The sequence below is a fragment of the Paraburkholderia phymatum genome (assembly GCF_040965635.1).
GTDB lineage: Bacteria > Pseudomonadota > Gammaproteobacteria > Burkholderiales > Burkholderiaceae > Paraburkholderia > Paraburkholderia phymatum_B.
In genome coordinates this window covers 124,563-147,845 of record NZ_JBFRCH010000008.1, presented here as the reverse complement: position 1 = coordinate 147,845, position 23,283 = coordinate 124,563, and the positions used below count along the sequence as shown (strand labels likewise).

Genomic DNA, 23,283 nt, shown 5'->3' with positions numbered 1-23,283 from the left:
CGCATCGCCGCGGTACTGAAGTGACGTCAGACATGGAGAAACGTGTGACGACGATGACGATCGCCGCCGACTCGGCACCCGAGTCGGCGAACAAACTCAAGCGCGAACTGAAGGCCGCGGAAGCGAAGAAGCGCGCGATGGCGCTGCTGCTGATCGCGCCGCTCGCGATTTTTCTGCTGATGATCTTTGTCGTGCCGATCGGCGCGCTGCTCACGCGCGCCGTGCAGAACCCGGAGATCGCGACGGCGCTGCCGCATACCGTGACGGTGTTGCGCGACTGGGACCGCAAGTCCGCGCCCACCGACGCGGCGTATGCCGCGCTCGCCACCGATCTGACGGCCATCGCCGACGGCGAAGCAATGGGTGCGCTGGCGCGCCGTCTGAACACGGAAATCCCCGGTTATCGTTCGCTCGTCGCGAAGACGGCGCGCGCGATGCCGCTGAACGACGATGCGGGCCACGCGCTGCCGCCCGCTCAGATGAAAGCGAAGATTCTCGAAACGGACGAGCGCTGGGGCGACGTGAAGTACTGGCAGGCGATCGCGAAGAACGGCGGCACGTATTCGCCGTTCTATCTGCTCGCTGCGCTCGATCACAAGCAGGACGCGTTCGGCCACATCATTCCCACCGATCCCGAGCAACAGATCTATCTCGCCGTATTCAGCCGCACGTTCGTGATCGGCTTTGCCGTGACCGTGTTCGCGTTGCTGCTCGGCTATCCGCTTGCGTACTGGATCTCGACGCTCAATGAACGGCGCGCGAATCTCGTGATGATCCTCGTGCTGATCCCGTTCTGGACATCGATTCTCGTGCGCGTCGCCGCGTGGATCGTGATTCTGCAAAGCGAAGGGCTCGTCAACAAGGCGCTGCTCGGCGCGGGGCTGATACACGATCCTTTGGCGCTCCTGTTCAACCGCGTCGGCGTCTACATCTCGATGACGCATATCCTCTTGCCGTTCATGATCCTGCCGCTCTACAGCGTGATGAAGTCGATTCCGCCGAGCTATCAGCGCGCGGCGATCTCGCTCGGCTCGCATCCGTTCGCGGCGTTCTGGCGCGTGTACGTGCCGCAAACGTATCCGGGCGTCGGCGCGGGCGCGCTGCTCGTGTTCATCCTCGCGATCGGCTACTACATCACGCCGGCACTGCTCGGCGGACCGAACGACCAGATGGTCAGCTACTACGTCGCGTACTTCACGAACGTGACGATCAACTGGGGTATGGCGTGCGCGCTCGGCGGTCTGCTGCTCGCGGCGACGCTCGTGCTGTATGTGATCTACGGACGCTTCACGCGTTCTCAAGTGAGCCTCGGCTGACGACAAGGAGCACGCGATGAAACTGGCCAAACCGATGTTCGCGCCGCACACGTCGATGATCGAGCGCGTGTGGTACTTCACGCTGCGCGGACTTGCCGTGCTGACGCTGCTGTATCTGATCCTGCCCGTGCTCGCGATCGTGCCGCTGTCGTTTTCGTCGAGCACGTTCCTCGTCTATCCGATTCCGGGCTGGTCGCTGCGCTGGTATCAGAACCTGATCGCTTCCGACGAATGGCGGATGGCGGCGAAGAACAGCTTTATCGTCGCGCCGTCCGCGACGGTGCTCGCGACCGTGCTCGGCACGCTCGCGGCGATCGGGCTCACGAAGGCGAACTTCAAGGGCAAGGCGCTGCTGATGGCGGTGCTGATCTCGCCGATGATCGTGCCCGTGGTGGTGGTCGGCGTCGGCATGTACCTGTTCTTTGCGCCGCTGGGGCTGGCCAATACGTATATCGGGCTGATCATGGCGCATGCTTCGCTGGGCGTGCCGTTCGTCGTGACGACGGTGGCCGCGACGTTGCAGGGCTTCAACTACAACCTCGTGCGCGCGAGCCTGTCGCTCGGCGCGAACCCCGTGAAGACCTTCTTCAACATCACGTTGCCCGTCATTGCGCCCGGCGTGATTTCGGGCGCGCTGTTCGCGTTCGCGACGTCGTTCGACGAAGTGGTCGTCACGCTGTTCCTCGCGGGCGCGGATCAGACGACGCTGCCGCGTCAGATGTTCACGGGCATTCGCGAGAACATCAGCCCGACGATCGCCGCGCTCGCGACGATCCTCATTGTGTTTTCCACTTGCCTGCTGCTGGCGCTCGAATGGCTGCGCGGCAGGAATGCGGCGCGGGCGGTGGCGGTTTAGGGCCTGCTTGCTCGCGGGTTGCGTGCCGCTGCGCGCGCACGACGCACCACGCTTTAACAAACGTTCACAACCCAGGTTGAACGCTGTTGTACAACCCACGCTGACCCCATGAGTGGCGTCAACGAAAGCGGGGTTACAGCATCGTCGTGAACCCGCTCCAACAATTGCAGTACAAACCTGGGAAAACTATGGAACACGGAATCATCGCGTGGTTGATCATCGGCTGCGTGGCGGGCTGGCTCGCCAGTGTGCTCGTGGATGGCGGCGGCTTCGGCGTGCTGATCGATATCGTCGTCGGGATTGCGGGTGCGTTTATCGGCGGCTGGCTGTCGGGCGTGCTGCATGTCTCGCTGGGCAACGGATGGATCGGCTCGATCGCCACGGCTTTTGTCGGCGCGGTCATCCTGCTGTTCGTCATTCGCCTCGTCAAGCGTCGGTGACGTTACGGCGTGGCGTGGGCGGCGTGCGAGACCGCGGTTGCTGCGTCAGTCACGGCCTCGCCGCCTGGTCAACAGGTCCAACGGGCGTCATGCCACCCAACGCCTGAAACAGCGCAGCCGTATCCGCAAGACGATCGCCCTGTGCCTTTGTCCGGTCGATCGCCGTCTGCAACGCCTGGCGTTGCGTATCGATCAGGCCGAACTGGCTGACACCTCCCGCCGCATACCGCGCCTGCGCGATCTTCACACTTGCTTGTGCTTCCGATGCGGCTTCGTCGCGCGCCTGCAGTTCACGCGCATCGTCGTTTAACGCATGCAGGGTATCGGCGACCTGTTGCAGCGCCAGCAGCACGATCTGCCGGTACGATGCGAATGCCGCATCGTAAGCGGCCTGCGCCGCGCGCTTCTTCGCATGCAGTTCGCCGCCGTGAAAGATCGGCTGCGTCAGATTCAGGCCGATGTTCCAGATGTTCATGCCGTTGACGATATCCTCGATGCGCGTGCGCTCCGAACCCGCACCCGCCGACACCACGAATTGCGGATAAAGATTCGCCGTCGCGACGCCGACGTTCGCACTCGCCTGATGCAGCAGTGCTTCCGATGCGCGGATGTCGGGGCGTTCGCGTGCGAGCGTCGACGGCAGTGTGATGGGCACGGTATCGGGCAAATGCAGCGCATCGAGCGTGACGTCGTCGAAGTCCGCGTTCGACGGCGCCACGCCGAGCAGAATCGCCAGTTGATGATCGGCCTGCGCGCGTTGCGTCGCGAGCGGCGCGAGCTGTGCGCGCGTCTGCGCGAGCAGCGTGCGTTGCGTGCGCACGTCAAGCTCCGCGACGCCGCCCGCCGCATAGCGTCCTTCGATAATCTTCAGCTGTTGCGCCTGTGAATCGGCGAGTTGCTCCGTCAGCGCGAGTTGCTGTTGCAGCGACGCGCGCCGGATCGCCGCCGATACGACATTGCCCGCGAGCGTCAGACGCGCGGCGTCGAGTTCATACGTCTGATAGTCGGCCTGCGCGAGCAGCGCTTCGAGCGCGCGCCGGTTGCCGCCGAAAACGTCGAGCACATACGACACGCTCACCGACGCATTGAACAGCGTGAACGGCCCGGGATTCGGCACGTTCGTGATACCGAACGCAGCGGGGTCGACCTTCTGACGCGCGCCAGAAAGCTTCGCGTCGATTGCTGGAAACTGCGTCGCGCCCGCTTGCGCGACATAGTTTTCGCGCGCTTCGACGAGCTTCGCGCGCGCTTCGTCGAGCGTCGGGCTTTGCTGTAGCGCCATATCGACGAGACGGTTCAGCGCGTCGGAATGAAATTGCGTCCACCACGCCGGCAACGCATGATCGGCGGCGACGAACGTTTGCGTCGCGCCTGCGGCCTGCGTCGAAGCAGGCAGCGTTTCGCGCGTATAGGTCTGCGCATCGGGCGCGGACGGCGCATGGAAGTCCGGGCCGACGGCGCAACCGCACAGCAGCAGCGTAACGATGAGGACGCAGCGTTTCATGATCGAGTCCTCCTAGTCGAGCGTGCGCCGGTAGAAGCGCACCGCAATCGCCAGCACGATGACCGTGAAGATCGCGACGGGCCATACGGAAGGCCACAGGTCCACCCAGCCGTTGCCCTTCAGAAGAATGCCGCGCACGAGACGATTGAAGTACGTGAGGGGCAGCAGATTACCGATCCATTGCGCCCACACGGGCATGCCCGCGAACGGAAACATGAAGCCCGACAGCAGCAGGCTTGGCAGAAAGTAGAAGACGGTGAGCTGCATCGCCTGCAACTGGTTCTGCGCAATCGACGACAGCGTGATGCCGACCGTCAGGTTCGCCGCGATGAAAAGCAGCGCGGCCACGTAGAGCGCGATCAGGCTGCCGACGAACGGCACGTGAAAGACGTAGCGCGCCGCCGCGAGAATGATCGACGATTGCACGAGTCCGATCGCGATGTACGGCACCAGCTTGCCCGCAATCACTTCGAGGGGAAGAACAGGCGTCGCGAGCAGATTTTCCATCGTGCCGCGCTCGCGTTCGCGCGTCATCGCGAGGCCCGTCATCATGACCATCGTCAGCGTGAGGATGGTGCCCATCAGGCCCGGCACGACGTTGTATTGCGTGATGCCTTCGGGGTTGTACAGCCTGTGGACCTGTACGTCGAACGCCGCGGGCGCGCCGTTCAGATGCGCGAGCGGTCCCGTGATGTCCTTGTCCGCGACCGATTGCACGAGACCGGGCAGCGCGGCGAGGGGCGCTTGCGTTGCCGTCGGATCGGTGGCGTCGGCTTCGACCAGCAGCGCGGGCCGTTCGCCGCGCAAGAGCCGCCGCGAGAAGTCGACGGGTATCGACACGACGAACTGCACATTGCCTTGCGCGAGCGCGTGGCGCCCGGCTGCATCGTTGGGCAGCGTTTCGACGATATTGAAGTAGTCGGAGTTCTGCATCGCCGCGACGAAGCTGCGCGAGAACGGGCTGTCGTCGCTGATGATGACGGCCGTGCGCAGATGCTTCGGGTCGGTGTTGATCGCGAAGCCGAACAGCGCGAGCTGAAGAATCGGCAAGCCGACGATCATGCCGAACGTGATGCGGTCGCGCCGCAACTGGATGAATTCCTTCAGCACGATGCCCCACCAGCGCGTGACGGAAAAGAAGCGGTTCACGATGGCTTGCCTGCCTGCGCGTAGTTGTCGGTCGAGCGGCTCATCATGTAGATGAACACGTCTTCGAGCCCCGTGTCGATCGGCTCGATACGCACGGACATGCCGGACGTCGTCTGCCGGATGGCCTTTTCGAGCGCCGCGTGATCGTGGCCGCTCGCGTGCAGCGCGGAGCCGAACACGACGGTCTGATCGACGCCCTGCGTGTTGCGCAACCGTTCCGATAGCTCGGTCAGACGCTCGCCATGAATCGCCCACGTGGCGAGCGCCTGTGAATCGATCACCTGTTGCGCGCTGCCTTGCGCGAGCAGCTTGCCGTACGCGATATACGCGAGCTTGTGGCAGCGTTCCGCTTCGTCCATGTAGTGCGTGCTCACCAGCACCGATATGCCTTGCGCCGCGAGACGGTGCAGTTCTTCCCAGAAGTCGCGGCGCGCGGTGGGATCGACACCCGCCGTCGGCTCGTCGAGCAGCAGCAGCCTCGGCTCGTGCAACATGCACGCGGCCAGCGCGAGCCGCTGTTTCCAGCCGCCCGACAGCGCGCCCGTCATCTGGCCCGCGCGCGTTTGCAGCCCGAGCGTTTCGAGCGCGCGATCGACTTTCTCCTTGCGGTTCTTCATCTGATAGATGCGCGCGACGAAATCGAGGTTCTCGCGAATCGTCATGTCGTCCCAGTACGAGAAGCGCTGCGTCATGTAGCCGACATTGCGCTTGATCTGCGCGCTCTCGCGCACGATGTCGTAGCCGAGGCACGTGCCGCTGCCGGAGTCCGGCGTGAGCAGTCCGCACATCAGGCGGATCGACGTCGTCTTGCCGCTGCCGTTCGGTCCGAGAAAGCCGAAGATCTCGCCGCGCGCGACCTGCAGCGTCACGTCGTTGACGACGTGACGGTCGCCGAAGTGCTTGTTCAGCTTGTGCACGTCGATGGCGAGCGTTCCGTTCTGCGTGTTCATCGCAAGCTCACCGAAACGGGTTGGCCGGGATGCAGGCGCGGCGCATCGTCGACGGAAGGGCGCGCTTCGATCATGAACACGAGTTTCCCGCGGCTCTCGTTGCTGTAGATGACGGGCGGCGTGTATTCGGACGAACTCGATACATAGGTGATCTTCGCGTTCACGTCCGACGCGCAGCCGTCGCAATGAATGGTCAGCGCGCGGCCGGGCTGGAGCGAGCCGACCAGCATCTCCGGCACGAAGAAGCGCACCTTCACGTTCTGCGGCGGCAGCATCTGGACGACGGGGCTGCCCGCCTGCACCCATTCGCCGACGCGATACAGCGTGTCGTACACACGGCCTTTCGCGGGCGCGTTCACGCGCTTCTGGTCGAGCTTCCATTGCGCCTGCGCGACGGCTGCCTGCGCCGCGTCGACCTGCGCCGCCTGCGCGGCCAGTTGCTGCGAGCGGCCGGGCAGACGCGCGACATCGACCTCATGCGTGAGCTCGCGCACCTGGGCGTTGGCGGCATCGGCGGCGGCGCGCGAATCGTCGAGCTGTCCCTTCGGAATGCCGCCCACGCGATACTGCGCTTCGTCGCGCGTCAGTTGCAGCGTCGCCTTGCGCGCATTCGCAATGGCCTGCGCAAGCTGCGCTTTCGTCACGTCGATCTCGGGCGGGCGCTTTCCCGTCTGGATGTCCGCGAGCTGTGCGCGGGCTGCTGCGAGCTGTTGCTGCGCCTGTTGCAGCGCGGCCGCTTCATCGACGGATTCGAGCGCGAATGCGGGCGCGTTCGCCGCGATCTCGTCGCCGCGAGCGACATCGAGTTGCGTCAGCTTGCCCGATTGCGACGAGCCGAGATACACGAATTCGCCTTCGACGTAGCCTTGCCATGTGTTGTCGTTGCGATGCGAGCATGCGCCGAGCGCGCTGTATGCAACGAACGCGATGAACACGACGAATAGCCGCAGCATTCTCGCGGATGAACAGGACGGCGTCATGACCTGGACCTCGTGGTGGCGCGCCGCGTGGTCTTGCGCGCAGTACGGACATTGGGGGCTTTGTCGTCAGCGGTTGTGGGCGGACGCATGCCGCCCAGCAGCAGCGCCGTCACGTGCCGCTGCAACGTCTCGCGCTCGATCGCGGGGAAGCCTCGAATGCTTTGCCACACCTTCGCGGCCGCTTGCGGCAGCATCACGAGCGCAAGGATCGAGTTGAACATCAGCAGCGGATCGAGCGCGGCATTCACTTCGCCCGCCTGTTGCGCCTGCATGATGCGCGCGCCGAAGCGCTTGATGTTGTCGAACGGTATGCGCGTGAGCATGCGCTCGCGCAGCATGCCGCCTTCGTTGATGACCTCGCGCAGCCACAGCGGCGGCAGCCACGGCATGCCGCGCGTGACGTCGAAAAGACGCGCGACGAGATCGTCGACCATCGCGAATGGATCGGCATTCGAATCGTCGCCTGCGGCGCTCCATACGAAGCTGATGGACGGCGCGAGCCGCTCTTCGACGATCGCATCGAGCAGCGTTTCGCGGTTCGTGAAGTAGTAGTGCACGAGCGCGGACGTGACGCCCGCGCTCGTGGCGATCTGCGCGACGGTGGTCGCCGCGATGCCTCGCTCGGAGAAAAGGCGCGTGGCCGTGTCGAGCAGATGCTCGCGCACGTCGAAGTTCTCGACGACGGGGCGCCGGCCGCGCGGTTTGGCCGGTGGACGCTTCGGGTTCATGAGACGCAAGCTTAATTGACGAGTTAGTTAAATTCAAGCGGGTTTACCTGAAGTGCGACGCGCTTGCCTCGCGCGGGCGTGCCTGTTCGCTAGAGCCAGATTTTGCCTGGCTGATTTACTTTTTTATGCGCGAGGTATTTATCGGCACTCTAGATAACATTTGAATTGAATTCGCAATGAAGAATGCAGAATATTCCGCAGACTGGATGCGTCAATAATGAATTAGAATCTTCGTGTAAAGAGGCGTGCGGAAATTTGTAAGGAGTCCGCGAAATTGACGAACGCGCGATCAAAGAGATATCTGGAGAACAGGAGTTGGCTTCTATATTAATCGTGGACGATCATCCTGCATTTCGCCTTGTTATCAAGACTCATCTATTGCAATTGCTCGGTACGCAGGAAGTATTTGAAGCGGACAACGGTCAGGCTGCAATGGAAATGGCGCGGCAATTCGCCCCGGATCTCACTATTCTCGATCTGGATATTCCGCGAATAAATGGCCTCGATGTTCTTTCCCGTCTGAAAGCCGCACATCCCGGCATGCGCGTGCTGATTCTGTCGAGCCACGACGCGGCTACTTTCGTTACCCGCGCGATGCGGGCAGGCGCGCAGGGTTTCGTCAGCAAGTCTCAGGACGTGAAGGAAATCATGCGCAGCGTGGAGGCGGTGTTGTCGGGCTATAGCGTGTTTCCCGTCGTGTCTTGCGCGAACGGTCCTGGGTCCGCTCCCGCCGTCGCGGAAGCCGACAAGCTCGACATGCTGTCCGACAAGGAACTCGTGATCTTGCAGATGCTGGCCAAAGGCATGTCCAACAAGTCGATCGGCGACGCGCTCTTCATCAGCAACAAGACGGTCAGCAGTCACAAAACCCGGCTGATGAACAAAGTGGGCGTCGAGACCCTCGTCGAGCTGGTCGATTTCGCGCGGCGTTGTGGCATCACGGCCGCGCAGCAATGACGCCGCTTCCCATGTGCACCGCATTCGACTGCACGCTGCGCGCGCGAATCGATGCCCTCGCGCTAGGCGATCACGCCGTTGCGCGCGACGTGACGTGCGCGCTGATTGAGACGAATCGCGCAACGCTTGTGTTCATGATGGCGGCACGCCATAGCGAAGCATGGGACGACCTGGGCCGTGCCGCCCATCGCCTCGCCGGTTCGCTGGGCATGCTGCAATGCAGCCGCGAAATCTCGCTGGCGCGGCGTCTGGAGCGCGCGGCGTTCGAGCGCGATGCGCTGACGATCGTCGCGCTGCTTCCATTCGTGGCGGAAGCGGTCGATCAACTGAACGAACAGCTCAACGGCTTGCTGACCTCGCCGACGTGACAGGCGAATGGACGCCTTGTGCCTATCATCCTGCATGCGGCAATAAATACTTGTTAGCGCAAAGGCTGGCATTTTCTCCTGCACAGACAAAATCGCGCTCTATACTGGTCATAAGGCGCGGCTGCGCAGCTTTCCCCGAGGTTGCACGAACCAGCCGCGCTGACCGCACACGGTTCTCTGATCGTCTCCACCGTGATTCGCGGAATTTCAGGCCCGCATTCTGCGGGCCTTTTGTCATCTTGTCGTTTTTGTTGTTTTGCAGCGCACGTTGCGTCGCCCGTCGTGGCCGCTGCTTATGGCCTGAATGTCCAGCGCGCGCGGGAACAGTCGAGTTCGATCATCAGCGCTCTCATTTGAGCGACGAGCCCATCGAGCAATCCGCCATCGACAGGCTGCTGCGCGGCGCTTGCCCGCTGCAACGCATTCATCATGCCTCGGCTGCCGACTATGCCGACCGCCCCGGCAAGCTTGTGCAACGCGCTGCGGATGCCTTGCGCTTCGCCCGACGCGCGGCACTGTTCGAGTCGGGCCAGATCGTCGTCCATCGACTTGCGCCAGTCGCGCAGCAAGCTGTCGACATCCACGCCCTGTTCGGCGAGCGAATCGAGCGCAGTGAAGTCATACGCTTCGAGACGCCGCGCCGGCGTTGCCGCGCGATCTTGCCCGCTCCCTGGAAGCAGGCGCTTGAGGCAGGCGTCGATCGTGCTCAGGCTCGCCGTCTTGACGAGAATCGCTCCGAACATCGCCCGGTCGCTGCCGTTCGTCGCTTTCATGTCGGGATTCGCGGACAACAAGATGATCGGCAGCGGCGCGCTGCAAATACTGAACATCGCGCGGACGTGGCGCGCGAGCTCGACGCCGTCCATGCCGGGCATCTGCAGGTCGGTGATCAGAAGATCGATGTGCTCGCGGCCCAGCACATCGAGTGCCTCCTCGCCCGAACAGGCCGCGATGCAACGATAGCCGAGCACGTCGAGTTGACGCGCGAGCACTTTGCGGTTCACTTCGTTGTCGTCGGTGACGAGGATGGTTGCCTGTCCGGAAGACGGGCGGACTTGTGCGCGTATCGGTAAGGCGCGGACGGGCAGTGTTTCGTCGCGCGTATCGCAGACTCGCCTGAGCGCCGTCCACGACAACGGGCTGAGCGACAGTTCGACGCCGCCGTCTGTCTCCCGGATGCCGCCCGGCAGCGCATCGCGCGTCATCACGATCGTGCGCTTCGCGCCATGAGGCGACGGCGGCCGCGACGCGCCGGGAAAGTGATAGTCGATGCGCACGGGCGGCTTCGCGTCGGAAGGCAGCGCCGTGACGCCCAGCTTCTTCAGCAACTCGCACAGCGCCTGCCGGTCCTCGTAAGTGTCGAGGTCGACGGTGGCCCAGCGGCGCTCGTGCTCAAGCACGGGCCAGTCGTGGCGCTCGATCGTGAACGGCGCATGGATCGCGACGCACACGCCGACACTGCCGCCCAGCAAAACGGTGATGTCGCCGCCCATTCTTCGCGCGATCTCGCGGCATATCGCGAGATCGGGATGCTCGCGGAAGCCCGCCGATTCGGCCACGGCCGGATGCGCGCCGGAGCGCCCGTTGCGCGCGTCGCGCGCCGCGGACGTTGCCGGCGTTGTTGACGTTGCGCCCGCCGGGCCGTTGATGCCGATCACGATGCGTTGCGCACCCGCATTCAGCGATTCGGCGCGCGCGGCCACCGTGAGCGTGCCTGCGTCGGCTTCTTCGATCGCGTAGGCGAGCAGGCCGAACAGGATCTGCCCAAGGCGTGCTTCGTCGGCCAGCACGCACGCCGCGACGGAACGATCGATGCACATTTGGATCCGCATCCGCTTGGCCGCCGCGACGGGCGCGAGAAGCAGCGCGGTCGCGTCGAACAGTTCGCGCAGTTCGACGGCGTCTTCATCGAGGACGATATTGCGCTCGTGCGGCGGGAGCATGTCGAGCGCATCGTGAGCGACCTGTACGAGCGTCCGCGCCGCGCAGCGGTAGACACGCGATGCGTTGATCGCCTGGCGCGCGGCGAACGGTACGCCGGCTATGTCGGCGAGAGTCGAGACATCGTTCAACGCCCGTATGGGCGGCACGATCGCGCGCCGCATGCGCGCCAATGTCCGGGCGTGTTCGGTGAGCGCAGTGGCGCGGGCTGCCTGCGCGGCTTCGTCGGCTGCGCGGGCGATTTCGGCCTCGAGCGCTTCGTTGCCTTGCCGCGTGACGCGCAGCGACGCGCTCAGCTTTTCGTTGGCCAGCAAGAGCGTGCGGTGCGCCTCGCCTTTCCTGGCGATGACGTGCAGCGCGCGCGCCAGCAGCAGCGTTGCAGCCGCCGACGCGCCCGCGAGCGGCCCGCAGTACGCCGCGAGCGACCCAAACAGCGCCAGCGCGCACGCGAGCGACGAACCGCCGACCGTGCGCATGGAGAACGAGAGAGCGTCTGTCGCGCGGCGGAGTGTCATGCTCGCAACCGTGTCAGTCGATCAGCTTGTTCAGCGACGCGAACTCGATCAGCGCAGCCAGCGACGACAGCCCCAGCTTTTCGCACAGACGCGTCTTGTATGTGCTCACCGTCTTGTCGCTGAGAAACAGCCGGCTCGCGATCTCCTTGTTGCTCACGCCGCGCGCGAGATACTGCAGCACTTCCATCTCGCGCGGCGACAGCACTTCGAGGCCGCTGTTCCGGCTCGCATGCTGCGCGTGCGCCGGGAAACAGTCGAAGCCGAGCAACACGGTGCGCGCGGCCGTCAACATTTCCGCCATTTCGCGGCCTTTGCTGATGTAGCCGTTCGCTCCCGCCTGTTGCGTGTGACCGGCCATCACGTGATCCGGCTTGGCGGACAGCACCAGGATGCGCATCTTGTCGTCCTGGGCGCGAATCCGGCGAATCATCGACAACCCGTCGAGACTCGGCAAATCGAGATCGAGTACGACGAGATCCGGATTCATCGATAAGACCATTCTCAAACCTTCTTCACCATCGCCGGACTCTCCGACGATTTGCATTTCCGGATCTGAACGGAACACACTTTCTATCGCGCCACGAATCATCGGATGGTCGTCTACGATGACGATTCTTTTCATTTCTGGTCCATTTTTTGCCATCGCGAACCGAAAACATGCTGTCGTCGACGGAATCACTGCAGGGAAATAATGTACGATTCTAGCAAAGCGATAAACTATGGATTACTGATTAAGCGTAGAGAACACTCAGCATCTTCAGTAGGACAGATCCGACATTCTTATCTTGAATCCAATCGAATTCCGTCAGAATCAGAAGTGTATTCGGACACTGATTGTCGACGATCATCCGGCGATGCGGCGCGCGCTGCGTCATGTGCTCGATGAAGCAGGCGACTTCGACGCAGTCGCGGAAGCCGGCACGATGGCGGAAGCGCTGGCCGTCGCCGCGGCTGCGGCGCCTGCGCTCGCCGTCGTCGATCTGCGGCTGCCCGACGGCGAAGGCTTCGACCTGATCGCTCGCTTGCGCGAAGCCCGTCCTGATATGCGTATCCTCGTCTTTTCGTCCGTCGACGAACGTCTCAATGCAGCGCACGTCCGCAAGGCCGGCGCGCATGGGTTCGTGAGCAAGCTGCGCGATCCTGAAGAGCTGCTCGCCAGCATGCGGCTGGTGATGATGGGCTACACCTGCTTTGCATCGGAGGTCGCCGAGTCGGTGGGCGTCGCACTGTCGCGGCGAGAAACCTCCGTATTGCATCGTCTGGTACGCGGCCAGAGCAACGTTGAAATCGCAGAGTCACTCAATCTCAGTCCTAAGACCGTGAGCACATATAAGGCGCGTCTGATGCAAAAGCTCGAATTGCACACCGTCGTCGACCTGCTCGAATATGCAAAGGCTAATGGACTCACGGCGTAGCGCACCTCGCCTTTGCTCCGGGTCCATGCGATGACGCGCCGTTGGTCCGACGTCTTCGACGAGGGCCCCGCCGATTTGCTCGTGATCCTGACAACCAGCGTGTACGCCGATTTGCGCGATGCCGCCGATGCGCTTGCTAAGGACGATGCATTGCGCATAGGCTATGTCGCGCACCGCTTGAAGGGATCGGCGCGGCTCACGGACGACAAGCGGGCGATCGCGCTGTGCGCGTCGCTGGAAGCAGCCGCGCAATCGGGGGATATGAAGCATGCCCAACTGCTGCTCGAAGAGATTGAGCGCGTATTCCGCGAGGCGATGCACACGCGCGATTCGTCGTGAGCAAGCCGCGCGCGTGCGTCCCGCATGACAGGCGTGGCCCATGCGGGCCGCATTGGGTCTATCGCGGCGGCTCGATGCGTTCGACGGGTGTGGCCGATGTCACAGGCTTTTCGGGCGTCGCATCGCCGCGCGTGAAACCCAGTTCGACACGGCGATTGGGCGCAAGACACCGAATCAACGCCAACCGGTTTCGTTCGTCGCACTGAACGAGCGGATTCGCGCTCGCCACGCCTTGCGCGCTGATCGGCGCGCCGATGCCGCCCGCCGCGAGATAGCGCTTCACCGTTTCCGCCCGCATCGCGGACAGGCGTCTGTTGTGGGCGGCGCTGCCGAGCCCGTCCGTATACCCATCGACGCGAATCGCCGTCACGTCGCCTGCCCGCTTCACATCGCCTATTACCCGGTCGAGCTTCGTCTTCCCTTCGGGCAACAAGCCCCCGAGATCGGCGCGATCGAATTCGAAGGCTGCGTCGCCTTGAAGCGTGATCTTCGCTGCGGGCGGGGCGGGCTGCGCCTCGGGCGGCGGCGTGCACGACGCGAGTGCGGCGTCGATCAGCGGCAGTTCATTCGCGACCTTGTCCACGCGCTGCGCGCTCGCCGTGAAGTTTCTCGTCCACGCGAGATGGCCCGCGTGGATCATCTCCACTTCGGCGCACGCGGTCAGGCGCTGCGCCTGCTGACATTCGGGAAACGCCTGCGAGCTTTTGGCCGTCAGAATCTGTTCCCACACATCGGGACGCAACACGGCCGCCGTGCGCAACTCGGGATTGCTGGCGTCGAGGCTGCCGCCCGTTTCGAGTCCCGACGCGAGACGGCTCGCTTCGCGCAGCGCTTCCTCGACGAAGCCCCAGTGGTCGCCATGCGAGCGTTCGTCGCGCGCCGCGTCGAGCCAGCATTGCGCCTTGTGGCCGAAATAGTTGTCCTTGTGCGCGCCGAGTGCGTCGAGACGCTTCTGGATCGAATCGAGCGCGCCCGCGTTGTCGGCGGTGCGATACGTGTCGAGCCATGCCCGCGTCGCCGCGCCTGCCGCGTCGTCTTGCGTCGCGCCGACGCCGCGCTGAAGGACGGTCGGATTCTGCACCTGCAACGCGTCGCGCGAGGCCGTCGACGCGCAGCCGGCGACGAGCGCCGACAACGCGACGCACGCCCCCGTCATCAATGAATGCTTCATGTGTGATTCCATCAGGAAAGGGCTGCACGGAGAGCGCCGCGCAGCCCGGTCAGGTCAGCGGATCAGTTGCCGAACACGATGCCGACGCCCGCGCGGACAATCGTGCTGTTGCCGCCCGCGCTCGATACGCCGAGGTTGTAGTTCACCGTGCCCTTCTCGTTCCAGCGCGACACGCCGACGCCCAGCGCCGCCGTGCCGCGATAGCCGGCCACGCCCGCATTGAGCGTCGTGCGGCCGGGCAGATACGGCGTGACGATGTTCAGCGCCGACGCGGCCGCGATGCCGCGGCGATTGTCGCGGTCCATGTCATGCAGGCTCTTGTAGACGCCGTTGATCGCGCCGTTCATCTGGCCGACGTTGACGGCATCCGTTGCCGCCGTGCCGGCCGCGACGTTGGTGATCTGCCGCTCGGCGCCCGCCGCGCCCACCGACACGCTGTTGTCGCGATCGGCCACCGCATTCGCACCGAGCGCCACCGCATTCGTCGCGGGCGCCGTCGCCGCCACGCCGAGCGCGACCGACTGGTCGCCTGCCGTAGCCGTGCGCGCGCCGATCGCGATCGCGCCGCTGCCCGACGCGTTCGACCCGTTGCCGACCGCGACGGCGTCGCTGCCCGTCGCCGTGCCCACGGGCAGGTCCTTGGCCACGGGCGTGGCAACGGGAGAAAGCGTCGGCGAAGGAGGCGGCGCGATGTTCGTGATCTGCGTCGACACATAGCTCTGCATCTGCCGAAGGTTCACGGCATCGAGCGCATCGACGCCATCCGCGACGTTCTTCAGCCGCGTCGGCGTGCCGCCCGCGTTGAACGTGACGCTCGCTCTCGACGCGCTGTCGTACGCGACGAGCGCGTTGGTCACGACGCCCGTCGACGGATCGACGGCGATGCCCGCCGCCTTTAGCTGCTTGAGGTTCACGGCGTCGCTATCGGCTTTCGCGTCGGCGACATTGGCGAGCGTGACGGGCGTCGCGGCGCCCGTGCCGCCGAGCGTGACCTTGTTGCGCGCGGACGAGTCGTACACGAGGCCATTCGGATTGCGATCGACCGTGCCGAGCGCCGAATCGACGGCTGAGAGCGCCGTGCCGACGCTGTTATACGTCGAGCCGCCGATCGTGTACGCGGGCGCGTTCAGCTTGCCGTCCGCGCCGACCGTTGCGCCGCTGCCCAGCGCGCCGGCGACGGTGCTCGCCGTGTTGTAGAGCTGCGCGCCGTTCACGGCTTGCGTGCTGCCCGCCGCCAGCAAGCCGGGCGCGACGTTGGCGAGCGTGACGGGCGTGGTCGCGCCCGCGCCGCCGAGTGTCACGCGGTCATGCGCACCCGTGTCGTACGCGACGGCATTGGCCGCTGTGCTACCGCCTGATGCAGCCGCCGCCGCGAGCGCCGCGCCGACATCGTTGTACGTCTGTCCGCCGATCGTGTAGGCGGGCTTCGTCACCGAGCCGCTGGCGTCCACGCCCGCGCCGCCGCCGAGCGCCGACGTCACGCCCTTCAGTTGCGACACGTTGACGGCGTCCGTGTTCGACGTGCCCGCCGCGACGTTGACGATCTGCCGCTGCAACGTGTCGCTGCCGACGGAGATCGTATTCGCGCGGCTCGCGACCGAGTCCGCGCCGAGCGCGACGGAGTTCGTCGCGGTTCTCTGCGTCAGCGAGTTCGCGCCGAGTGCGATCGAACCGTCCGCATTCGCGACCGACATCGCCCCGAAGCCCATTGCGCCGGCGCCTTCGGCGTCGGACATATAGCCGAGCGACACGCCGTAGGTCGCGTTGAAGCCGGTCGAGGCGCCTGTGCCGATCACCGTCGAAGCCGTGCCGAGCGCGGCCGAGCCCTGGCCGACGGCCGTCGCTTTCTCGCGTCCCGCCGCTGCTCCAGAGCCGACGGCCGTCGAACTGGCGCCGCCCGCCGTCGACATCGCGCCCGCTGCCATGGTGCTGGCTCCCATCGCGCTGGCGCCCGGACCGATCGCCATTGCGTTGACATCCGTGGAGGTCTGCGTGGGGCTGCCCGCAGCGACATTCGGGCTGACCGCGATGTAATCGAGCGGATTCGGCGCGCCGAGCAACGACGAGTGAGGATCGATGTGGACTTGCGTCAGCTCGTCGTGCAACTGGGTGAGCTGGTGGAGCGTGGCGACGTCGGTCGGGGCGACGCCGTCTGCGACGTTCGTGATGCGCCGCTGGTTGAGGCTGCTGCCCACCGAGATGACGTTCTCTTCATAAGTGACGGAGTCTTCACCGATTGCCGTCGAGCCGGGGAGACGTGCCAGCGCATTGTGGCCGAGTGCGACGGCGCCGTCGCCGAGCGCGCGTGCGCCGGGTCCGATCGACATCGCGTAATTGCCGTTGCTTGCTGCGCCCGCTCCGAGTGCCACGGCGACCGCGCCTGCCGCGACGGGAAGCGCGGGGTCGCCGCCGTTGGGCGGGACGACGACGAAGTATTGGCTCTTCGTGTCCAACTCAGTGACGGTCGTGTTGATAGCCGAAAGCGCATGGCCTACATCGCTATACGACTGGCTGCCGATCACGTACGTCGGCGCGCCGATCTTGCCGTCGCTGCCGACTGCCGCGCCGCCGCCCAGAGCCGCCGCCGTCGTGCTCGCGACGTTGAAGAGCTGCGAGCCGTTGATCGCGTCGCGGCTGCCCGATGCGATCGCACCTGGCGCGACGTTCTTCAGCGCGACGGGCGAAGCGGCCGATGCGCCGCCCAGCGTCACGCTGTTGCGGGACGCCGGGTCGTCGTACAGCACGGCGGAAGCGAGCATGCCCGAAGACGATGCATCGACGGCCGACTTGAGCTGGCTCACGTTGACGGCGTCCGTCGCGGCGGCGCCCGCGGCGACGTTGGTCACGCGGCGCTCGTTGCCCAATGATCCGACGGACACTTCGCCGACGGGCGTCGTGCCTGCCAGCGTCGTCGTTCCCGGTTGATACGCGGGCGCAGCGAGGTTCGCAGCCGTGGATGCGTTCGCGCCGAGCGCCACCGAATTGGCCGCGCTGGCCTGCGCGTTGCTGCCGATCGCCAGCGAGCCGGCGGCGTCTGCTTGCGCGTTTGCACCGATCGCGATCGCATGTGCGCTCGATGCCTGCGCATTGCCGCCGATTGCGATCGACTCGTCGCCGCTCGCGAGCGCATCGTCGAATGCCGAATTCGCGTGGAAGTACTTGATGCCGCCGCCTTGCGTGATGTTGTTGAGCGTGGTCGACACGTTCGTCACCGACGCGCCGATGCTCGCGACATTCTGGTTCGCCTGGTAAAGCTGTGAACCGTTGATGGCGTCGGTGCTGTTGGCGTTCAGCGCGCCTGCAGCGAGGTTGGTGATCTTCGTGCCGCCTGCGCCCTTGAGCGTGACGGTGCCTTTCTGCGCATCGTCGTAGGCGACGAAGGCGCTCGTCACGTTGCCGTTCGTATCGAACGATGCGCCGAGGTCTTTCAGTTGCTTGAGGTTCACGGCATCGCTGTTCGCGCTGCCCGCCGCGACATTCGACAGCTTCACCGGCGAGGCCGCGCCCACGCCACCTAATGTGACCTTGTTCTTCGCGGCACTGTCGTACGCGACAAAGGCGCTCGTCACGCCGCCGCCCGTATCGAACGATGCGCCGAGGTCTTTCAGTTGCTTGAGGTTCACGGCATCGGTGTTCTGCGTGCCCGCCGCGACGTTGACGATCTGCCGTTCCGCGCCGCCCGCGCCGACCGACACGGTATTCGCGCGATCCGCGAGCGAGCCCGAGCCGAGCGCAACGGCATCGGCGGCTGTGGTGCGTGCGTTGCTGCCGAGCGCGACCGAGCCCGCAGTCGTGGCCTGCGCATTGCCGCCGATCGCCACCGAGTTCGCACTGCCCGCCTGCGAATCGGCAAGCGACGAGTTCGCGTGGAAATACTTCAGGCCGCCGCCGTCGTTCATATTGTTGAGCGTGTCGCCGATATTGCCGACGGTGCCCGACAGGTTCGCGAGATCGCCTGAGACCTTCGACACATTCTGGTTCATCTGGTAAAGCTGCGAACCGTTGATGGCGTCGGTGCTGCTGGCGTTCAGCGCGCCCGCAGCGAGGTTCGTGATCTTCGTGCCGCTTGCACCCTTGAGCGTGACAGTGCTTTTCTGCGCATCGTCGTAGGCGACGAAGGCGCTCGTCACGTTGCCGTTCGTATCGAACGATGCGCCGAGGTCTTTCAGCTGCTTGAGGTTCACGGCATCGCTGTTCGCGCTGCCGGCCGCGACATTCGACAGCTTCACCGGCGAGGCCGCGCCCACGCCGCCTAATGTGACCTTGTTCTTCGCGGCACTGTCGTACGCGACAAAGGCGCTCGTCACGCCGCCGCCCGTATCGAACGATGCGCCGAGGTCTTTCAGTTGCTTGAGGTTCACGGCATCGGTGTTCTGCGTGCCCGCCGCGACGTTGACGATCTGCCGTTCCGCGCCGCCCGCGCCGACCGACACGGTATTCGCGCGATCCGCGAGCGAGCCCGAGCCGAGCGCAACGGCATCGGCGGCTGTGGTGCGTGCGTTGCTGCCGAGCGCGACCGAGCCCGCAGTCGTGGCCTGCGCATTGCCGCCGATCGCCACCGAGTTCGCACCGCCCGCCTGCGAATCGGCAAGCGACGAGTTCGCGTGGAAGTACGTGATGCCGCCGCCCGTGACGATGTTGTTGACGACGTTCGTCACGTTGCTGACATTCGCGGCGACGCTCGACACGCTCTGGTTCGTCTGATACAGCTGCGAACCGTTGACGGCTTCCATGCTGGACGCGCTCAGGCTGCCTGCCGCGACGTTCCTGATCTTCGTGCCGCCCGTGCCCTTGAGCGTGACGCTGCCGTTCGAGGCGTCGTCGTAGGCGATGAAGCCGTTCGTCACATTGCCGCTGCCGTCGATGTTCGCGCCGAGATCCTTCAACTGCTTCAGGTTCACCGCGTCGGTGTTCGCGGTGCCAGCAGCGACGTTCGTCAGCTTCACGGGCGCTGCTGCACCCGTTCCGCCGAGCGTCACCTTGTTGTGCGCGGCGCTGTCGTATCTGACGGCATCGGAGCCCGAGCCCGCAGCGGCGGCGATGGCCGAGCCGACATCGCCGTACGTCGTGCCGCCGATCACATACGACGGCATCGCGACGGAGCCATTCGCCGCGACGCTCGCGCCGCCGCCCAACGCGTTCGTCACGCCCTTCAGTTGCGACACGTTGACGGCATCCGAATTCGCCGTGCCCGCCGCGACGTTGACGACCTGTCGCTGCGTCGTGCCGTTGCCGACGGAGATCGTGTTCGAGCGGTCCGCGAGCGAGCCCGCGCCCAGCGCGATCGAACCCGACGCGCTTGCCGTCGCGTTCGTGCCGAGCGCGATCGAATTGCTGGCCGCGTTGGTCACGAGCGCGTTGTAGCCGAGCGCCACGGAGCCCGCGCCGCCTGCGATCGAGAACGAGCCGAAGCCCATCGCGTTGACGCCTTCCGCGTCGGACATGTAGCCGATCGACACGCCGTTGTCCGCGTTGAAGCCCGTCGATGCGCTCTGGCCGATCACGGTCGAATTGATCGACAGCGCGGCGGCACGCGAGCCGACGGCCGTCGACCCCGCGCGCGCGGCGCCCGAGCCCGCGCCCACAGCGACGGCATTCGTGCCCGACGCGTTCGCCGACGGCCCGATCGCCATCGCGTTCAGATCGCTCGATACCTGAGTCGGCGCGCCTATCATCACGTTCGGACTGACCTTGATGAAGTCGAGCGCCGATGTGTCGGTGATCGCCATCGAGCGCACGGTGGTCGACGCTTTCGTGAGCTGCTGTTGCAGAGTGTTCAACTGGCGCACGTTGACCGCGTCCATTGCATTGATGCCGTCCGCGAGATTGGTCACGCGCTTTTCGCCGCCCTTGCGGCCCACCGACACGGTGTCGGACTCATACACCTGCGCGTTCGAGCCGATCGCCACCGAGTCGTCGTACTGCGCGCGCGCACCCGTGCCGATTGCCACCGAGCGGTCGCCCGATGCATAAGCCGCGCCGCCGATGGCCGTTGTCTCGACGCCGTTGGAGAGCGCTTGCGTCGCCGTCGACGAGACCTTCACGTACTTCGCCGTGACCTGCACGTCCTGTCCGACCGAGCCGATTGCGTTGATCGCGCTGCCCACGTCGTTGTACGTGACGCCCGCGACGACGTAGGTCGGCGCGCCGAGCGCGCCGTCCGTCTTCACCGTCGAGCCGGCGCCGATTGCTCTCGCCACGCTGTTCGCCGTCGCGTACATCTGCTTGCCGTTGACGGCGTCGCTGCTGTTCGCGTTGATCGCGCCGTTCGCGACGTTCGTCAGCGCGACGGGCGCATGCGTGAGCGTGCCGCCGAGCGTCACGACGTCGTGCGACGACGTGTCGTAGTTCACGCTGTCGGCCGAACTGCCGCCGCCATGCGCCGCGAGCGCACCGATGGCTTCGCCGACGTTGTGATAGGTCTGTCCGGCGATGGTGTAGTTCGGCGGCGCGATCGAGCCGTCCGTCGTGTTCGCGCTGGCGTTGCCGCCGAGCGCTGCCGCCGTGCTCTGCGCGAGCGCGCTCATGCCGCTGCCCATGTCCTGAAACCCTTGCTGCGTCGATTGCGCAAGCTGGAACATCTGCGAGCCGTTGACGGCATCCGTGCTGTTTTGCACGATCGCGCCGGCGGCCACGTTCATCAGCTGCACGGGGTGCGATGCGCCCACGCCGCCGAGCGTGAGCGCCGTGTGCGCCGACGAGTCGTACGCGACGAGATCGGGCCGGCCGCCTCCCGCGAGCGCGTTCTGCACCGTGGTGTTCAACTGCGCGACGTTGACGGCATCGGTATTGGCCGTGCCGGCCGCGAGATGCGTGATCTGGCGGTTGGTGAGATCGTTGCCCACCGATATGGTATTCGCGCGATCGGCGATCGAGTTCGAGCCGAGCGCGACGGAGCCTGCTGCGAGCGCCGTTGCATTGCCGCCGATCGCAACCGTTTCCGCACCGGCCGCCGATGCGTCGGCGAGCGCCGAGTGGGCATGGAAAAACCGCAGGTCCGCCGGAAGATTGCCGCCACCGTTTCCGCCGCCATCGCCGCCGCCGTTGCCTCCGTCGCCGATGCTCGCGATCGCGGCATTCAGCTGGTTCACGTTGACGGCGTCCGTGCCCGCCGACCCCGCCGCGATGTTGACGATCTGCCGTTCGGCGCCTTGCCGGCCCACCGATACGGTATTGCCGCGCGTCGCGAGCGAGCTTTCGCCGAGCGCGACAGAGCCGTTCGCGAGCGCGGACGCGTGCGAGCCGAGCGCCGTCGAAGCCTGCGCAGACGCGAGCGCGTGGCCGCCGACGGCGACCGTGTAGATGTCGGCGGCTTGCGCGTTGCCGCCTAGCGCGACGGCGTGATACAGGCCGTCGGCTTTCGCATCGATGCCGAGCGCGACGTTCGCCGCGCCCTGGGCAACCGCTTCGCCGCCGATTGCGATCGGGCCGTTGCCTGCCGTCGAGCCAGGCCAGCCATACGTCGAGCCGTCCTTGCTGATGCCGTTCGCCTTCGCCGCGCCGCCGATCGCGATGGCGTCGCCGCCGCCTCCGCTCGCAGACGCATCGGCGAGATGCGAGTCGACGTGAAAGTACTTCAGGTTGTTGCGGTCGTACGTGTACGCGTAAGCATCCTGCGCATTGACGCCGTTGTACGTGATGCTGGTCGTGCCGCCGCTGCCGCCGCACCAGAACAGAAAGCAGAACCAGTCGCTCGTCGGCGCGGGTGTCACGAGATTGGCTGCGCTCGATGTCGGCTTCGGCGTGAGCCCGGGGTCGGCGGCCCAGGCCGCGCCATATGCGCCGAACGTGAACGCCGACGCGATGGCCGCCGATGCGATGTTGAGTGCGCAGCGGCTCGACTTCTTGCCGTGCGCGCGAGTGTTTTCCGCCGCGGCGACGTAGGTGCCCGCGGCCTCGTTCCAGACTGACTTATAGATTTTGTTCATGCCTCGCGTCTTCCCTTGAATGGACAATTGATTCGAACAGGACCGCGATGGCCGTTTAAAGGCGCAATAGCCGGTTCTGATTCGACGGGAAAATCTATTCGCGAGCGATATTTCTAAATATCAGTTGAAAGGGCGGCGTGCGTAGGATTTTGCCCGGCTTTTGAAAGGGAAAAGGAAATGCTTGTTATGGGCGCACTCTTGCGCGACATAAGCGACCGCGCATCGTGTCGAACCCTTGTGTGGTATGGATTCGACGCAAGATGGATCAGCCTGCCGATTGTGAAATCGGGCGATGACGATACGGAAATGTCGCAATCCAGATGCGGCTCGCCGTTTTTATACTTCATCGCTGCCCGGTTAAGCGGATGGAATTGCATGGCAATGGATTTTAAAGCCGCCGGGTATTTCATTTAATCAATCTGGATTGGTGTTCATGAAAATCTCTCTTATGCGCCGCATTCGCAAACAGGCCGGTCAGGGCATGACGGAATACATCATCATCGTGGCGCTGATCGCCGTATCGGCGATTGCCGTTTATGCGTCGTTCGGCAAGACGATCCGCGAGCAGACGGCCGGCCTCATGCACGAGATGTCCGGTACCGACAGCACCACCGACATCAACGACGCCCGCGCGGCCGCGACGGACGGCAAGAGCCAGGCCGACAAGAACAAGGGCATGGGCGCATACGGCAGCAACGGCAGCCTGTCGACGGGCAACCAGTAAGC

Annotated in this window: 18 protein-coding genes; 8 read left to right on the top strand and 10 right to left on the bottom strand. The window is 64.9% G+C overall.

Features of this window, described 5'->3' with window-relative positions:
- Positions 1 to 53: 53 nt before the first annotated feature.
- From AB4Y32_RS17565 to AB4Y32_RS17555, 3 genes are all read left to right on the top strand, one after another.
- Positions 54 to 1,316 carry an ABC transporter permease gene (locus tag AB4Y32_RS17565; protein WP_368722634.1) on the top strand — a complete coding sequence of 421 codons (1,263 nt, stop codon included), beginning with the start codon at positions 54 to 56 and terminating at the stop codon, positions 1,314 to 1,316.
- Positions 1,317 to 1,332: 16 nt separating this feature from the next.
- Entirely contained in the window at positions 1,333 to 2,172 is an 840-nt protein-coding gene (locus tag AB4Y32_RS17560) for an ABC transporter permease (protein ID WP_368722555.1), read from the top strand.
- 188 nt (positions 2,173 to 2,360) lie between these two features.
- On the top strand, positions 2,361 to 2,612 hold the full coding sequence (locus AB4Y32_RS17555) for a GlsB/YeaQ/YmgE family stress response membrane protein (protein ID WP_368722554.1): 252 nt from the start codon (positions 2,361 to 2,363) through the stop codon (positions 2,610 to 2,612).
- 49 nt (positions 2,613 to 2,661) lie between these two features.
- On the opposite strand, the gene AB4Y32_RS17550 is transcribed toward AB4Y32_RS17555, so the two are convergent.
- The 5 genes from AB4Y32_RS17550 to AB4Y32_RS17530 are packed head-to-tail and all read right to left on the bottom strand — an operon-like array spanning position 2,662 to position 7,923.
- Positions 2,662 to 4,116, bottom strand: a complete 1,455-nt coding sequence (locus AB4Y32_RS17550) for an efflux transporter outer membrane subunit (RefSeq protein ID WP_368722553.1) — start codon at positions 4,114 to 4,116, stop codon at positions 2,662 to 2,664.
- 12 nt (positions 4,117 to 4,128) lie between these two features.
- Positions 4,129 to 5,265: an ABC transporter permease gene (locus AB4Y32_RS17545; RefSeq protein WP_368722552.1), complete on the bottom strand. Its 1,137-nt coding sequence runs from the start codon at positions 5,263 to 5,265 to the stop codon at positions 4,129 to 4,131.
- Positions 5,262 to 6,215 (bottom strand): ABC transporter ATP-binding protein, encoded by a 954-nt coding sequence (locus tag AB4Y32_RS17540; protein WP_368722551.1) that lies wholly within the window; start codon positions 6,213 to 6,215, stop codon positions 5,262 to 5,264. Before AB4Y32_RS17540 ends, AB4Y32_RS17545 begins: the two co-directional genes overlap by 4 nt.
- Complete coding sequence (locus AB4Y32_RS17535; protein ID WP_439899804.1) at positions 6,212 to 7,168, bottom strand: HlyD family secretion protein; 957 nt, start codon at positions 7,166 to 7,168, stop codon at positions 6,212 to 6,214. The genes AB4Y32_RS17540 and AB4Y32_RS17535 overlap by 4 nt, the downstream gene beginning before the upstream one ends.
- A 23-nt stretch (positions 7,169 to 7,191) precedes the next feature.
- A complete protein-coding gene (locus AB4Y32_RS17530; protein ID WP_368722549.1) occupies positions 7,192 to 7,923 on the bottom strand; it encodes a TetR/AcrR family transcriptional regulator in 732 nt (243 codons plus the stop codon).
- Positions 7,924 to 8,238: 315 nt separating this feature from the next.
- Between AB4Y32_RS17530 and AB4Y32_RS17525 the strand changes: the two genes are divergently transcribed.
- Together AB4Y32_RS17525 and AB4Y32_RS17520 are read left to right on the top strand one after the other, a co-directional pair.
- Positions 8,239 to 8,880, top strand: a complete 642-nt coding sequence (locus tag AB4Y32_RS17525) for a response regulator (RefSeq protein WP_368722548.1) — start codon at positions 8,239 to 8,241, stop codon at positions 8,878 to 8,880.
- Positions 8,877 to 9,248: an Hpt domain-containing protein gene (locus AB4Y32_RS17520; protein ID WP_368722547.1), complete on the top strand. Its 372-nt coding sequence runs from the start codon at positions 8,877 to 8,879 to the stop codon at positions 9,246 to 9,248. The genes AB4Y32_RS17525 and AB4Y32_RS17520 overlap by 4 nt, the downstream gene beginning before the upstream one ends.
- A gap of 293 nt (positions 9,249 to 9,541) precedes the next feature.
- Here the strand turns inward: AB4Y32_RS17520 and AB4Y32_RS17515 are convergent, their stop codons facing one another.
- Together AB4Y32_RS17515 and AB4Y32_RS17510 are read right to left on the bottom strand one after the other, a co-directional pair.
- Complete coding sequence (locus AB4Y32_RS17515) at positions 9,542 to 11,704, bottom strand: response regulator (RefSeq protein ID WP_368722546.1); 2,163 nt, start codon at positions 11,702 to 11,704, stop codon at positions 9,542 to 9,544.
- Between the two features lie 13 nt (positions 11,705 to 11,717).
- Complete coding sequence (locus tag AB4Y32_RS17510; protein WP_368722545.1) at positions 11,718 to 12,326, bottom strand: response regulator; 609 nt, start codon at positions 12,324 to 12,326, stop codon at positions 11,718 to 11,720.
- Between the two features lie 163 nt (positions 12,327 to 12,489).
- Between AB4Y32_RS17510 and AB4Y32_RS17505 the strand changes: the two genes are divergently transcribed.
- Positions 12,490 to 13,119, top strand: coding sequence for a response regulator (locus tag AB4Y32_RS17505; protein ID WP_368722544.1), 630 nt, complete (start codon positions 12,490 to 12,492; stop codon positions 13,117 to 13,119).
- 30 nt (positions 13,120 to 13,149) lie between these two features.
- On the top strand, positions 13,150 to 13,458 hold the full coding sequence (locus tag AB4Y32_RS17500; protein ID WP_368722543.1) for an Hpt domain-containing protein: 309 nt from the start codon (positions 13,150 to 13,152) through the stop codon (positions 13,456 to 13,458).
- A gap of 58 nt (positions 13,459 to 13,516) precedes the next feature.
- Here AB4Y32_RS17500 and AB4Y32_RS17495 read toward each other — a convergent pair whose 3' ends face one another.
- From AB4Y32_RS17495 to AB4Y32_RS17485, 3 genes are all read right to left on the bottom strand, one after another.
- Positions 13,517 to 14,629 carry an OmpA family protein gene (locus AB4Y32_RS17495; protein ID WP_368722542.1) on the bottom strand — a complete coding sequence of 371 codons (1,113 nt, stop codon included), beginning with the start codon at positions 14,627 to 14,629 and terminating at the stop codon, positions 13,517 to 13,519.
- Between the two features lie 62 nt (positions 14,630 to 14,691).
- Complete coding sequence (locus AB4Y32_RS17490) at positions 14,692 to 22,557, bottom strand: ESPR-type extended signal peptide-containing protein (RefSeq protein WP_368722541.1); 7,866 nt, start codon at positions 22,555 to 22,557, stop codon at positions 14,692 to 14,694.
- A 113-nt stretch (positions 22,558 to 22,670) separates the two neighbouring features.
- Positions 22,671 to 22,967, bottom strand: a complete 297-nt coding sequence (locus AB4Y32_RS17485; protein ID WP_368722540.1) for a hypothetical protein — start codon at positions 22,965 to 22,967, stop codon at positions 22,671 to 22,673.
- Positions 22,968 to 22,990: 23 nt separating this feature from the next.
- On the opposite strand from AB4Y32_RS17485, the gene AB4Y32_RS17480 reads away from it, so the two are divergent.
- A complete protein-coding gene (locus AB4Y32_RS17480; protein ID WP_368722539.1) occupies positions 22,991 to 23,281 on the top strand; it encodes a Flp family type IVb pilin in 291 nt (96 codons plus the stop codon).
- The last annotated feature ends 2 nt before the right edge of the window (positions 23,282 to 23,283 follow it).

Excerpts from the sequence above, each read along its gene's own strand:
- AB4Y32_RS17540 (WP_368722551.1), bottom strand. The coding sequence starts at position 6,215 with ATGAACACGCAGAACGGAACGCTCGCCATCGACGTGCACAAGCTGAAC.
- AB4Y32_RS17530 (WP_368722549.1), bottom strand. The coding sequence starts at position 7,923 with ATGAACCCGAAGCGTCCACCGGCCAAACCGCGCGGCCGGCGCCCCGTC.
- AB4Y32_RS17560 (WP_368722555.1), top strand. The coding sequence starts at position 1,333 with ATGAAACTGGCCAAACCGATGTTCGCGCCGCACACGTCGATGATCGAG.
- AB4Y32_RS17500 (WP_368722543.1), top strand. The coding sequence starts at position 13,150 with ATGACGCGCCGTTGGTCCGACGTCTTCGACGAGGGCCCCGCCGATTTG.
- AB4Y32_RS17490 (WP_368722541.1), bottom strand. The coding sequence starts at position 22,557 with ATGAACAAAATCTATAAGTCAGTCTGGAACGAGGCCGCGGGCACCTAC.
- AB4Y32_RS17510 (WP_368722545.1), bottom strand. The coding sequence starts at position 12,326 with ATGAAAAGAATCGTCATCGTAGACGACCATCCGATGATTCGTGGCGCG.
- AB4Y32_RS17555 (WP_368722554.1), top strand. The coding sequence starts at position 2,361 with ATGGAACACGGAATCATCGCGTGGTTGATCATCGGCTGCGTGGCGGGC.
- AB4Y32_RS17520 (WP_368722547.1), top strand. The coding sequence starts at position 8,877 with ATGACGCCGCTTCCCATGTGCACCGCATTCGACTGCACGCTGCGCGCG.
- AB4Y32_RS17550 (WP_368722553.1), bottom strand. The coding sequence starts at position 4,116 with ATGAAACGCTGCGTCCTCATCGTTACGCTGCTGCTGTGCGGTTGCGCC.
- AB4Y32_RS17495 (WP_368722542.1), bottom strand. The coding sequence starts at position 14,629 with ATGAAGCATTCATTGATGACGGGGGCGTGCGTCGCGTTGTCGGCGCTC.
- AB4Y32_RS17480 (WP_368722539.1), top strand. The coding sequence starts at position 22,991 with ATGAAAATCTCTCTTATGCGCCGCATTCGCAAACAGGCCGGTCAGGGC.
- AB4Y32_RS17515 (WP_368722546.1), bottom strand. The coding sequence starts at position 11,704 with ATGACACTCCGCCGCGCGACAGACGCTCTCTCGTTCTCCATGCGCACG.
- AB4Y32_RS17535 (WP_439899804.1), bottom strand. The coding sequence starts at position 7,168 with ATGCTGCGGCTATTCGTCGTGTTCATCGCGTTCGTTGCATACAGCGCG.
- AB4Y32_RS17565 (WP_368722634.1), top strand. The coding sequence starts at position 54 with ATGACGATCGCCGCCGACTCGGCACCCGAGTCGGCGAACAAACTCAAG.
- AB4Y32_RS17485 (WP_368722540.1), bottom strand. The coding sequence starts at position 22,967 with ATGAAATACCCGGCGGCTTTAAAATCCATTGCCATGCAATTCCATCCG.